We start from the raw sequence: 13,900 nt of genomic DNA on the forward strand, positions 1-13,900 counted from the left end.
CCGAGGAAAGTGTAATGACTCTTAAGAGCATTTTTGACAAACCGGTTGACCGCCCAATCGAAGGGGTCATCAAAGCTGACGATGAAGCCAGCCTTCGCCTCGAGATAGAAGAATACGTACTGACCAACGAAGTCGAGAAGCGGCTTGAGTCGTTTCTGGATGCTTACAATAATTATGAAGGTGCCAATGGCGTTTGGGTTTCCGGCTTCTTCGGGTCCGGTAAGTCCCATCTGCTGAAGATGCTGGCACTCTTGCTCGAGAACCGCCAGATTGACGGGGCCGCGACTCTTGACCTGTTCCAGCCCAAGTGTGGCGTCAACGAAATCCTGCGCGGTGATCTCAAGCGAGCTGTCGCCATCCCGTCGAAAAGCATTCTGTTCAACATCGACCAGAAAGCCGATGTGATCAGCAAAACCCAGTTCGATGCGCTCCTCGCAGTTTTCGTCAAAGTTTTTGACGAAATGTGTGGTTACTACGGCAAGCAGGGGCACATCGCCCAGTTTGAACGCGACCTCGACAGCCGTGACCTGTATGGACAGTTCAAATTGGCCTATGAATCCACATCGGGCAGAGCATGGCAAAAGGGCCGCGAGCAGGCCCTGCTCGAATCGAAAAACATTGCCAAGGCCTATGCCCAGGTGGCCGGTGGTGACGAGGCATCCGCCATGGGGATACTCGATAAATATCGCAGCCAATACCGTGTTTCCATCGAAGACTTTGCTGAACAGGTGCATGCGTATATCAAGCGACAATCCCCCGAATTCCGTCTGAACTTTTTTGCCGATGAGGTTGGTCAGTACATCGCCGAGAACGTCAAACTGATGACGAACCTCCAGACCATCGCCGAAAGCCTAGCAACTAAATGCCGAGGCAGGGCATGGATCATCGTAACAGCCCAGGAAGACATGGGAACGATTGTCGGCGAGATGGGCAAACAGCAAGGCAACGACTTCTCGAAGATTCAGGCGCGGTTCGCTAACCGCATGAAGCTGACCAGCGCCGATGTGGCGGAAGTCATCCAAAAGCGTCTGCTCATGAAAACCGAAGAAGGCGTTCGTCTTCTGTCGGACATTTATCACGCGCAGTCCAATAATTTTAAGACCCTGTTCGATTTTGCAGACGGTTCGCAGACCTACCGGAATTATCAGGATCGGGAGCACTTCATTCACAGCTATCCGTTCATTCCGTACCAGTTCGCCCTGTTCCAGTCAGCCATTCAGAATCTTTCGCAGCATAATGCTTTCGAGGGCAAGCACAGTTCGGTGGGCGAGCGCTCCATGCTGGGTGTGTTCCAGCAGGTGGCGATCCAAATCGGGGGGCATGAAATCGGTCAGCTTGCGACCTTCGACCTAATGTTCGAAGGCATTCGCACCGCACTGAAATCCAATATCCAGCGAGCCATCATTCAGGCGGAAAAACATCTTGTTGGGCCTTTCGCTATTAGGCTGCTGAAGACGCTCTTCCTGGTCAAGTACGTCAAGGAGTTTAAGCCGACCGTTCGTAACTTGTGCGTCTTGATGCTTGACGGCTTCAATCAAGATCTGCCTGCGCTAAGAAAACGTGTCGAAGAAGCCCTCAGCCTCCTGGAACAGCAGACCTATGTGCAGCGAAATGGCGAGTTCTACGAGTACCTGACCGACGAGGAAAAAGACGTCGAGCAGGAAATCAAGAACACGGAAGTGGAGTCGTCAGACGTTGCCGCCGAGCTTGAGAAAATCGTTTTCGACCACGTTATCAAACATCGGAAGATCCGCTACGACGAGAATGGCCAGGACTACCCGTTTTCCAGAAAGCTCGATGATCGGCTACACGGGAGGGAATACGAGCTTGCCATCCATGTCATCAGCCCGTTCCATGAAAATTCCGAAAATGAGTCCATTTTGCGAATGCAAAGTATGGGTCGTGATGATATGCTTGTCCTTATGCCTGTGGATGAACGCCTCATTCGCGACATCCTCATGTACAAAAGGACGGAAAAATACATTCGACAAAACATTTCTATCACGCAACAGGAGGCGGTGAAACACATCCTGACCGATAAAGGATTCCAGAACAGAGAACGGTACGCCGAGTTAGAACAGCGCGTTCGAGCACTTATGGAGAATTCTAAGCTGGTAGTTGCTGGGACAGACATTGAAGTTGGGTCAGCTGATGCACAGAAAAGATTAGTACGCGGATTTCATGAGCTCATTTCCCGTGCCTATCCGAACCTTCGGATGCTGCGCAGCATCACCTACACCGAAAATGACATCGCCAAATGCCTTAAGCATTCGCAGCAGGGTTTGGTCGGCAACGACGCCACCTCCCTGGCCGAGTCCGAGCAGGAGCTCTTGGCGTTCATTCAGAGCAACAACCGGGGCGGCGTGCGTACCACTTTGAAGAACTTGCTGGAGAAATTCGAGCACAAGCCCTACGGCTGGAACTATGCCGCCGTGCTTTGCACTCTGGCCAAACTGTGCGCTCGCGGCAAGGTCGAGGTGCGCGCCGACGGCAACCTGCTTGAAGAAGACGAGCTGGAACGGGCGCTGCGCAATACCCATGGCCATGGCAATGTAGTGCTGGAACCCCAGGTCGAATTTACTGCGTCTCAGGTCCGCGCCCTCAAGGAGTTCTTTGAAGACTTCTTCGACGCTCTGCCCCGCGCCAGTGAGGCGAAGGCGCTCGGTAGGGAAACCGGCGCAGCGCTCCACGATCTCACGCATCAGCTCACCCCGCTAGCGGCCCAGGCTTCCTATTATCCGTTCCTGAATGCACTGACACCGGTGCTTGAGAAGCTCAAGGATCTGTCCGTCAAGCCCTATACCTGGTACCTGACCGAACTCTCTCGCCAGGAAGACGCGCTGCTCGATATGAAGGAAAGCGTCATCGATCCTGTCCGGAAGTTCATGAGCGGCCCACAGAAAGGCATCTTCGATAACGCCCGCAACTTTGTTCAAACCCAGGAGCCCAACTTCGCCTACATCGAAGACGACGAGACCGCTCAGGTGGTTGCCAGCTTGACCGATTCGGAATGCTTCAAGGGCAACCGCATGCAGCAGGTGAAGACGCAAGTCGAAACTCTGCAGGAGAAGGTCGCTGCCCAGATCGAGGCTGAGATTGCCAAAGCCAAGGAGACGGTCGCCGCTCTTAAAGGACGTATTTGTGGCATGGGTGAGTTCAGCTCATTGACCGACGAACAGCAGAAGCAGATCACCTGTCCGTTCAGCGAATTCAACGCGACCATTGAACGGCAGAAGCTGATTGCCGTTATCCGCGACACCCTGCGCCGATTTGAGGAAAGCGAGTACCAGCGCCTGCTTTCGCAGATGACATCCTGGGCGCAAACGGCACCAACACCCGAGCCTGCGCCGGAGCCAGACGGAAGCGCCACGAAGGATGAAGGTGCGGAACCAACGCCACCGGCCAAGCCAGAACCGCACATCGAGTATGTGCTCAGCCGCACACTTAAGGTCACATTCGACAAAGCTTGGCTGGCCGACGCGACTGATGTGGAACGCTACCTGGAATCCATGCGAGAATCTCTACTGGAAGAGATCCGCAAAGGAAAAAGGATTCAAATATGATAGAGCGTCTTGAATTGAGAAATTTCACGGTCTTCACCGGCCTAACACTTGATTTCTCGCCCAAGATCAATGTGATCATCGGCGAGAACGGAACCGGAAAAACCCATCTGCTCAAGACGGCCTATGGGCTTTGCGCCGGTGCGCCGCTATTTAAGCACAAGCCCGACACCAGTGAAGATGAACTCGGAGCGGCGCTGACTGCCAAGCTGCTGCGTCTCTTCATGCCGTTGGACGACAAGCTCGGTAAGATGCATCGCCAGGGCGCGACAGACCAAGCCTATCTGTCGGCCCGGTTCGCGGGGGGGCAGAAGATCGCTGCGACCCTCTTCAACAACTCGAAGGCGCTGGCCGTCCAGAATTGCGCCAACTACGAGCAGTTCCAGGCCGATGCCGTTTTTATCCCGACCAAAGAAGTTCTTTCCTTCATGAAGGGGTTCACCAGCCTGTACAAAAAATACGAGCTTTCCTTTGACCAAACCTACCAAGACATCTGCCTGCTGCTGGACCTCCCCGAGGTTCGTCCGGAAACCCTCCACGAAAAATCCAAATGGGCCATGGAGCAAATCGATGGCATCTGCGGCGGCCGTTTCGTTTTCTATGGCGGCGGCAAGGTCACCTTCAAAACCGAGAATACCGAATACTCCGCCAATATCATGGCTGAAGGATTCCGCAAGGCAGGGATACTCTCACGCCTGCTGGAAACCGGCGCGATCCAGCCGGGTGTCAGCGGTCCGCTGTTCTGGGACGAACCCGAATCCAACCTGAACCCTAAGCTGATGAAGCTGCTCGTTCAGATTTTGCTGGAGCTGTCACGAAACGGCCAACAGATCATCCTGGCGACCCACGACTATGTATTGCTCAAGTGGTTCGATCTGCTCATGGATAAGGGCAAGGATGACCACGTGCGCTTTCACGCGCTATATCGGGATGATCAATCTGGAGATGTAAAAATTGACAGCACAGATGATTATCGTAAGATCGAAAAAAATCCGATAGCTGAGGCGTTCAATAACTTGACGATAGCTTATGCGAAATCACGTCTAAATGGGGCTGCGAGTGAATAGTCTTCAAGAAGATGGCCTTCAGATTGATTTCGTTGGTGCTCAACACGTGATGAAATTCGACCAGAATAATCCAGATCAACCTGATTATCATGACCTGCAGAACATGCCTAGAGTTGACTTCATTGTTGAGATGGAGAACGCCATTTTTTTTATTGAAGTGAAAGATCCAGGTCGACCTGATGCGATAGATGTCGGCGGCGCAAAACTTCTCAAAAAGATTGTAGAGGGCACCCTCGAAGCTTCACTGATTGAAAAATACCTCTTTTCATTTTTCTTTCGCTGGGCGGAGCGCCGCTTAGAAAAGTCAGTCCACTACGTCTCCCTAATTACTCTGGAGAGCCCATTACTACAGCCCATCATTGATGGTCTTGAAAGGCAATTGACCAACTTTTCGAAGAAATCCGTTCGATGGGATCGAGAGCCATTAGCGAGCTGCCAGGTTCATAACATCGAAACATGGGAAGCCATGTTCCCAGATTGGCCGGTCACACGCTTGGCCCCTGCTGCTGCAGCCGGAGGAGCATAAATATATGGAAACCACAAAACTTAAAAAATTCGCCCAGTTTGCCCGGCGCAGCCTGCTGGAGCAGGTCTCCGCCAAGCTAAAATTGGTGCAGTTCGAGGACAGCGCCGCCCGGCGCGAGCACGCCGACGCCATCAAGAAACTCGAAGAGGCGATTAAGAACCACGGCAAGGATCAAGTCATCGAGCGGGTGGCCTACATCTGGTTTAACCGCTTCTGCGCCCTGCGCTTCATGGATGTGAACCGCTACACCCGTATCGGCGTAGTGTCGCCTTCCGAAGGACAGTTCCAGCCCGAAATTCTGGCTGAGGCAAAAATGGGGCATATCGACGACGAGATGGTGCACGACAAGGTCCAGCAGCAAATTGTAGCCTTGCTCGACGGCAAAGTGCCCAGCCGCGATCCGCAGGGCGAGGCCTACCGCATGCTGGTGGTTGCTGCATGCAACTTCTGGAACAAGGCCATGCCGTTCCTGTTCCAACGAATCAATGACTACACCGAGCTGCTGATGCCCGACGACCTGCTCTCGGGAAACTCCATCCTGGCCTATACCCGCGAGGCGATGACGCCGGATGCCTGCGAGGATGTCGAAGTGATCGGCTGGCTCTACCAGTTCTACATCTCCGAGAAGAAGGACGAGGTATTCGACGGCCTGAAGAAAAACAAGAAAATCACGCCCGAGAACATCCCAGCCGCCACCCAGCTTTTTACTCCTCACTGGATCGTCCGCTACCTGGTGGAGAACTCCCTCGGCCGCCTCTGGTTGCTCAACCGCCCCGGCTCAAAGCTGGTCGAGAAGATGGACTACTACATCAAGCCCGAACAGCCAGAGACTGACTTCCTGCGCATAAACAAGCCGGAAGAGATCAAGATCTGCGACCCGGCCTGCGGCTCCGGCCACATGCTCACCTACGCCTTTGACCTGCTCTACGCCATCTACGAGGAGGAAGGCTACGAACCCGTCGATATCCCGGAGAGGATCATCACGAATAACCTTTATGGTATCGAGATTGACGAACGCGCTGGGGAATTGGCCGCCTTTGCCCTGACCATGAAGGCCCGCGCCAAGCAGCGCCGGTTCTTCAACAAGGGCGTGAAGCCGAACATCTGCGTGCTGGAGAACGTCCGTTTCGACGACGGTGAGCTGAAAAACTACATGGACTTTGTCGGACGCGACCTGTTCACCGCGCCACTGCAAACCACGCTGCGCCAGTTCGAAGAGGCCGAAAACTTCGGCTCCCTGATCCGTCCCGGTGTCACCGAAGTGGACGGCATGCTCAAGATTCTGGAGTCGAAGAATGTTTCCGGGCATCTGTTCCTCAGCATGACCCACCAGAAGGTATTACAAGCCCTGCGGCAGGCCGATTACCTGATCCCGAAATATCATGTGGTGATTGCCAATCCGCCGTACATGGGAAGTGGCAACTTTAATCCACGACTAAAGAGTTGGCTATCGAAAGACTATAAAGTCACGAGATCCGATCTTTATGCGATCTTCATTGAACGTTCATTCGAGTTTCTCCCAGTAGGCGGACGTCTCGCAATGGTTACTATGCAAAGCTGGATGTTTACTCGTTCATATGAGGAACTTAGGAACACCATCCTTCATAAATGCCAGATAAACACCCTGGCGCAGCTTGGTACAAAAGCATTTGACGAGATTACAGGAGAAATAGTACAAACATGTGCTTTTGTTCTGCAACCTGGAGGTCCCCAAAAACAGTCGACCACCTTTATTCGGCTCGTTGAGGGCGATAGTAGCAAGAAAGATATGATGCTTGTTTCTGGGGCAAACCGATTTGAATTTAATCAACTCGAGTTTTCGAAAATCCCAGGGAAAGTGATGGTTTACTGGACTGGTGATTTAATCGTCGAGATATTCGAAAAGTTTCCGCCAGTTGGTCAGTTCGGAGAGTTCCGCGAAGGTATACACACTGGCGACAACAATACATTCCTGCGCTATTGGTGGGAAATTAGTTGGTCAAAGGTCTCTCTATCTGAAGACAGCTATAATTCCATCGATCGAAATCAGGTCAAATGGATACCGTATAACAAAGGTGGCACACCTGTTCGTTGGTACGGAGGAAACGAGTGGGTCATCTCCTTTGATAAAAAATCGCGTGATGCTATGGAGAAACTAACGGGTCACGTACGACCAAGCCAAGGGTTTTATTTCAAAAAAGGCGCAACATGGCCAGATGTTAGCTCTGGCAAATTCGGCGTTCGATACTATTCGAATGGCTACCTGTTCGACGCAAAAGGCCCTGTTTTTGTGGGGAGCTATTTGTATCGTGTAATTGCGATACTGAATTCGAGCACATTCACATATCTTGCAAGTCTATTGATGCCTACATTGGCATTCAAATGTGGCACGGTGAGAAATATTCCTGTTCCAAACATTTTGCAATTAAGCGCATTGGATAGTATTTCAAATGAATTAATTTGCATCGCAAAAGAACGGTGGGACGCATCCGAAAGATCATGGGATTTTGTCGGGTTCAATTTGACGATTCGTAGCAAGGGTTCTTCTTTGATAAGCAACCTAGTTAGCGAGAAAAGGGAAGCTTTTCTGCAACAAGAAAATAAATATTGTGCCCTTGAACTTCAAAATGACCAAATAGCATCAGAGGCCTATGGGTTGGATGGACTTGCTAGTGGCGAGAACGAATCCACAGACCGTATTATCGATGAGAATGACCTCTCTGAATCTATTCGCGAGCTGGTCTCCTACGCCGTGGGCTGCATGTTTGGCCGCTATGCCCTGGACAAGCCGGGGCTGATCCTGGCCAACCAAGGCGAGACCATTGAGGACTACCTAGCACGGGTTCCGGAGCCCAGCTTCCCGGCTGACGACGACAACGTCATACCCATGCTCGACGGAGACTGGTTCACCGACGACATCGCCGAGCGCTTCCGCAAATTCCTGCGCGTGGCCTTTGGGGAAGAGCACTACGAAGAAAACCTCCAGTTCGTCGAGCAGGCGTTAAACATCAAAGGCAAGCGGAATTACAGCATTCGCGACTACTTCCTTGGCGAGTTTTACACAGACCATGTGAAGCGTTACAAAAAACGCCCTATCTACTGGCTATTCTCCAGCCCCAAGGGCAACTTCAACGCGCTGATCTACATGCACCGCTACCGCCCGGATGCGGTCAGCGTGGTGCTCAACGACTACCTGCGCGAGTTCCGCACCAAGCTCACCTCCCACAAGAACCATCTGGAGGCGGTCAGCATCAGCGCCAGCGCTTCCCAGGCTGAGAAGACCAAGGCCTTGAAGGAGATTGAGAAGATCACCAAGATGATCGCCGAGATGGAGGAGTACGAGCGAGAGGTGCTTTACCCGCTGGCCACCGAGCAGGTGGAGATCGACCTCGACGACGGGGTGAAGTTCAACTACTCCCAACTCGGCGTTGCTTTGAAGAAGATCCCTGGCCTGGACGCGAAAGAGGATTAAGGAGCGACAGCAGTGGAAAGCCGTATAGTCCAGGCCCTGACCAAACTTTTCGACCGACACCGGATTGTCTTCTGGTACGACGCTAAGCAGGAGTTGCGCCACGACTTCGAAGAGCTTCAACTTCCCGACGTCGAAAAGCTGGAGCTGGTCAACAACGAGTATGGCATTAAATACAGGCTGCTGCGCGAACAACCGGAACAGAAATTCCTGCTCTACCGCGAAGGCCCTCAGCCCGCCGATCTGGATAACTGGCTGCTGGATGTGCAACTGGCCCACGGCGAGTTCCGCACCGATCAGGTGGCCATCTGGCTGTCCGAACTGGAGCTCGGCTTGGAGTTCACGGATGTGGTGCAGCCCCATGCGGAGTTCTTTCAGGCGATCAAGCGCAAGGACGCCCTCAAGAAGCAGCTGAAAGCCGACGACACCGCCGGACAGATTCGCCTGAAGATGCTGGCGGTATGCACCGGTAGCGAGCCGCGCATGGATGCGGTGGTGGAAAACCTGCTGCAGGAGCTGGCTGATGGACGGGACGAGAAGATCAAGCTGGTCGGTCGGTGCTGCCTGGACAGTTTCCTCTGGGAACAGATGACCCGCTGCTATGGCTACAAGTCCGACGAACCAAGCATCCGCGATTTTGCCATTGAGCTGTTCAAATCCTGCTATGCCATGGGCACCGATGGCCAGGTGAAACTGATCGGCGATGCCCTGGTGTTTCTCAAGCGTTGGAAAGACAGCCGTCAGTTCGAAGGCGGCTTCGAAACCCTCTCGGGAGAATGCGCCGATGTCCTTGGGATTGAGCAGGATCTGGCCAAGCGGGATTTCCGCGAGCTGATCGAACTGGATTACTTCCGCCTGATCGACCTGAAAATTATCAGCGACCTGGTGCGAGCGGTGGCAGCCCGTACGGCCTCAAGCGGTGACGTGGCGATCTGGGTTCGACAACGGCGACAAGGTCACTGGTATCGCGAATATCGCCATCTGTACGAGGCGGTCGATTACGCCGCCCAGTTTACCCATGCCCTGGGCGAGGCTAGGCTCACCATGGACAGCCTGGCCGAAGGCGTGCAGCGCTACAGCCGCTTCTGGTATCAGCTCGATCAGCTCTATCGCAAGTTCACCTACCATGTGCGCATGTCGGGGCAGGCGTCGCTGATGGGTAGCCTAACCGAGCAGATCGAAAATCTCTACTCCAACAACTATCTACTGAAGCTGGGCGACCGTTTTCAGACCTTTGTGGATTCGGCATCTAAGTGGGAAGCCTTCCCCGTGCGCACGCAGAAGGAATTTTTCGAGCATTGGGTCCGGCCATTCCTGCGTAAGGACAATAAGGTCTGCGTGATCATCTCCGATGCCATGCGCTATGAGATCGGCGACGAGCTGCTGAGCCTGATCCGTCAGGAGGACCGGTACAGCGCTGAACTGGAACCGGCGCTTTCGATGCTGCCAAGCTACACCCAGCTCGGCATGGCGGCGCTTCTGCCCAACAAAGCACTGGCGATTGCCGATAACGAGACCGGCACCGTGCTGGTGGATGGGCAAAGTTCACAGGGTACGGCCAACCGCATCAAGATCCTCAGCCAGGCAATCAGTCAACGGGCTACCGCCTGCAAGGCCGATGAACTGATGGCCATGAAAGGCGAAGACTGCCGGGCGTTGGTGCGCTACCATGACGTGATCTACGTCTACCACAACCGGATCGACGCCACCGGCGACAAACGGGATTCCGAGGAGCGGGTTTTTGAGGCGGTGGAAGATACCTTGCAGGAGCTGATCCGCCTGATCAAGAAGCTGACCGGGGCCAACGCCAACAACTTGCTGGTGACCTCGGACCATGGCTTCATCTACCAGAATCGCGCCATCGACGAGAGCGATTTTTCCGGGGTCGATGCCGAGGGAGACCAGATTCTGTTCCGCGACCGCCGCTTCGTGCTTGGCAAGGGGCTTGCCGAGGTATCCAGCCTGCACAAGTTCACCCCCGAGCAGCTTGGCCTTGGCGGTGGGGTGGAGGTGCAGATTCCCAAATCGATCAACCGCCTGCGCCTGAAGGGCTCCGGCAGCCGCTTTGTGCATGGCGGCGCGTCGTTGCAGGAGGTGGTGATCCCGGTGCTCAAGATTAACAAGAAGCGCCAGAGCGATGTCACCGCCGTCGAGGTGGACATCCTGCGCGGAGCCAGCTCGGTGATTACCTCTGGGCAACTAGCAGTGACCATGTACCAAGCCAGACCAGTGACGGATAAGATCCAGTCGCGTGAGCTCCGGGCTGGCATCTACACCGAGGCAGGCGACCTAATCTCCGACAGCCACGACCTGACCTTTGATCTGAGCTCGGACAATCCCCGGGAGCGGGAGCTGCAGGTGCGCTTTGTGCTGACTCGCAAAGCCGACGAGGCCAATGGCCAGGAGGTTATTCTACGGTTGGAGGAAAAACACGCTGGGACTTCACATTACAAAGAGTATAAATCGCTCCGGTACTTGGTGCGGCGCTCATTTACCAGTGATTTTGACTTTTAAAAGACGGGTGACCGATGATCGAACTTGACCAGAAAATCAACAAACACTTCCCGGGACTCGTTGTCCGCAAGGATCTCGTCAAGACGGTCAAGGGCAACGCCATCGTTCCCTCCTACGTGCTGGAATACCTGCTGGGACAGTACTGCGCCACCAGCGATGAGCCGACCATCCAGACCGGTATCGAGACGGTCAAAGAGATCCTCGCCAAGCACTATGTTCACCGGAATGAAGCCGGGTTAGTCCGCTCGAATATCAAGGAAAAGGGGCGCTACAAGGTCATCGATAAGATCAGTGTGGCCCTGAACGATAAGGTCGATGTCTACGAAGCGGAGTTTTCCAATCTCGGTATCAAGAAGGTTCTAGTCGACTCGGGTACGGTCAAGGCACACCCCAAGCTGCTAGTTAGCGGCGTGTGGTGCATTGCCGACATCGAATACGAATTCATCGAGGACAAAAACGCCAGCCCATGGGTCTTGTCGGCCCTCAAGCCGATCCAGCTCTCCCATTTCGATTTCGACGGATATGTTGAGGCCCGCAGGCAATTTTCCACCAACGAGTGGATCGACCTACTAGTGCAAAGCATCGGCTTCAACCCGGAGATGTTCGGCAAGCGAAGCAAGCTGATCCAACTGGTCCGCCTGATCCCATTTTGCGAGCGCAACTACAATCTGATCGAACTTGGCCCCAAGGGGACCGGCAAATCTCACATCTACTCGGAGTTCTCGCCTCACGGCATCCTGATCTCCGGCGGAGAAGTTACGGTTCCCAAGCTCTTCGTGAGCAACTCTTCCGGGAAGATCGGCCTAGTCGGTTACTGGGACTGTATCGCCTTCGACGAGTTTGCCGGAAAGCAAAAGCGTGCGGACAAGTCCCTGGTGGACATCATGAAAAACTACATGGCCAACAAGTCCTTTTCACGGGGCGTCGAGACGCTGGGCGCGGAGGCCTCCATGGTGTTCGTGGGCAATACCCAGCACACCGTGCCCTACATGCTCAAGCACTCTGACCTGTTTTGCGAGCTGCCCGACAAGTTTTACGACTCTGCGTTTTTGGACCGCATCCATTTCTATATCCCGGGTTGGGAGGTCGACATCATCCGGGGCGAAATGTTCTCCAACGGCTACGGTTTTGTGGTGGACTACTTGGCTGAGATCCTTCGCTCGTTGCGCAATCACGATTACTCGGACCGTTACAAGGAGCACTTCTCCCTCTCCTCCGATATCTCGACGCGGGACCGCGATGGCATCAACAAGACATTCTCAGGCTTGATGAAGATCGTTTTCCCGCATGGGGGAGCGTCCAAGGAAGAGGTCGAAGAACTGCTACGGTTCGCGATTGAGGGCCGCAAGCGCGTCAAAGACCAACTGATGCGTATCGATTCCACCTACGGTAACGTCAGCTTTACCTATCTAGGCACAGATGACCTTGCCAAGCCTGTCACCACGCTCGAAGAGGAGGAATACCCCAGTTACTACCACAAGACCATCGCCGAGAGTGAAGACGGGGAAATTTTAGAAGCTGCGCAAGAGGGCTCACCCCCAGTGCCATCCGAACTATTGGCACCGGCCGAGCCCACCCTCAAGGAAAAGCATCTCACATTCCAGGAAAACCAGAAGGGCCTCTCCTTCGATACGCTGCTCGGTCCTTATCTCAAGGGGTCGACTGCGATCACCGTCACCGATCCGTACATCCGCCTATTTTACCAGATGCGCAACTTCATGGAATTTTTGGAGACCGTGGTCAAGCACAAGGCTACGGAAGAGGAAGTATCCGTGCATCTGATGACGACGGAAGACGAGTTCAAAGGGGAACAGCAGAAGGAAAACTTCGAGAAAATGAGGGAGTCCGCCAGTTCGGTGGGTATGAACTTCACCTGGGAGTTCGACGGCACCGGTTCCATCCATGCTCGCCATATAGTGACCGACCACGGCTGGAAAATATCTCTGGATCGTGGCCTTGATATCTTTCAGCACTACGAGATGAACGATGCCTTCACCTTCGCCAATCGCCTGCAGCAATACCGCCCATGCAAGGCGTTCGAGGTGACGTTCATTAAACACAAGCGGGAAGTTGAGGGGGAATGACATGAGCGGGATATCGGCATCACTGGCCAAATGGTTTTCAGAGCGCCCCCAGTGGATCCAGATTGCGGCTGCTCGGTTACTTCAGCAGTCTGAGCTTACTGACAAAGACGTATCTGAACTCGCAACCCTGTGCCAGCAGGAAGCCGACGGTAAGCTGCCCAAAACGACCTGTTCCTTTCCCGCTACCGCGTTCTCCCAGGGCGCAGCAGGCACCCTGCGTTTGTGTTCAATCAGTGATGTCGAAGGAGTAAACGCCCTTGCTCCGAAAAAAACACTTGAGTTTGGTAAGGGCAATATCACGATTGTTTATGGCAACAACGGATCAGGCAAATCCGGTTACGTCAGACTTCTCAAGCATGTATGCGGAGCCCGCGAGACGGGTACCCTTCACCGCAATGTCTATAAGCCCGGCTCTGCCGTACAGAAAGCCTGCATTGCGTTTGAGCAAGCCGGCATTCCGAAGACTCATACCTGGTCAGGACAAGGTGTCTGCGATGACCTTAATAGTGTTGACATTTTCGACACCTCGTTTGGTAAGGTCTTTGTCAGCAGCGAAGATGAGGTGAGCTATGAGCCGCCGGTACTATCGTTTTTCAGCTCGCTTATCGTCGCATGCGAAAAGGTCACATCGGCCCTCGACGCCGAGGCCAATCGGCACCAGTCCAAAAAGCCGAACATCCCGGCTGACAAAAAGGTAATTC

Annotated in this window: 7 protein-coding genes; all 7 read left to right on the forward strand. The window is 53.8% G+C overall.

What is annotated here, in order from left to right; genetic code table 11:
• Window positions 1-14: 14 nt before the first annotated feature.
• Window positions 15-3,563 (forward strand): BREX system P-loop protein BrxC, encoded by a 3,549-nt coding sequence (gene brxC, locus NY78_RS16925; RefSeq protein WP_043638458.1) that lies wholly within the window; start codon window positions 15-17, stop codon window positions 3,561-3,563.
• Window positions 3,560-4,627, forward strand: a complete 1,068-nt coding sequence (locus NY78_RS16930) for an AAA family ATPase (protein ID WP_047960255.1) — start codon at window positions 3,560-3,562, stop codon at window positions 4,625-4,627. The genes brxC and NY78_RS16930 overlap by 4 nt, the downstream gene beginning before the upstream one ends.
• Entirely contained in the window at window positions 4,620-5,153 is a 534-nt protein-coding gene (locus NY78_RS16935; protein ID WP_053062253.1) for a hypothetical protein, read from the forward strand. Before NY78_RS16930 ends, NY78_RS16935 begins: the two co-directional genes overlap by 8 nt.
• Window positions 5,154-5,157: 4 nt before the next feature.
• Window positions 5,158-8,604, forward strand: coding sequence for a BREX-1 system adenine-specific DNA-methyltransferase PglX (gene pglX, locus NY78_RS16940; protein WP_043638463.1), 3,447 nt, complete (start codon window positions 5,158-5,160; stop codon window positions 8,602-8,604).
• 12 nt (window positions 8,605-8,616) lie between these two features.
• Entirely contained in the window at window positions 8,617-11,115 is a 2,499-nt protein-coding gene (gene pglZ, locus NY78_RS16945; protein WP_043638465.1) for a BREX-1 system phosphatase PglZ type A, read from the forward strand.
• Window positions 11,116-11,129: 14 nt separating this feature from the next.
• The gene (gene brxL, locus NY78_RS16950) at window positions 11,130-13,199 is read left to right on the forward strand and encodes a BREX system Lon protease-like protein BrxL (protein ID WP_043638467.1); all 2,070 of its coding nucleotides are present in this window, start codon (window positions 11,130-11,132) and stop codon (window positions 13,197-13,199) included.
• Between the two features lies 1 nt (window position 13,200).
• Window positions 13,201-13,900, forward strand: a 700-nt coding sequence (locus NY78_RS16955) for a hypothetical protein (protein ID WP_043638470.1), incomplete at its 3' end; no start/stop codon positions are given.

The organism is Desulfovibrio sp. TomC (assembly GCF_000801335.2).
Lineage (GTDB): Bacteria > Desulfobacterota > Desulfovibrionia > Desulfovibrionales > Desulfovibrionaceae > Solidesulfovibrio.

Excerpts from the sequence above, each read along its gene's own strand:
- NY78_RS16930 (WP_047960255.1), top strand. The coding sequence starts at position 3,560 with ATGATAGAGCGTCTTGAATTGAGAAATTTCACGGTCTTCACCGGCCTA.
- pglX (WP_043638463.1), top strand. The coding sequence starts at position 5,158 with ATGGAAACCACAAAACTTAAAAAATTCGCCCAGTTTGCCCGGCGCAGC.
- brxC (WP_043638458.1), top strand. The coding sequence starts at position 15 with ATGACTCTTAAGAGCATTTTTGACAAACCGGTTGACCGCCCAATCGAA.
- brxL (WP_043638467.1), top strand. The coding sequence starts at position 11,130 with ATGATCGAACTTGACCAGAAAATCAACAAACACTTCCCGGGACTCGTT.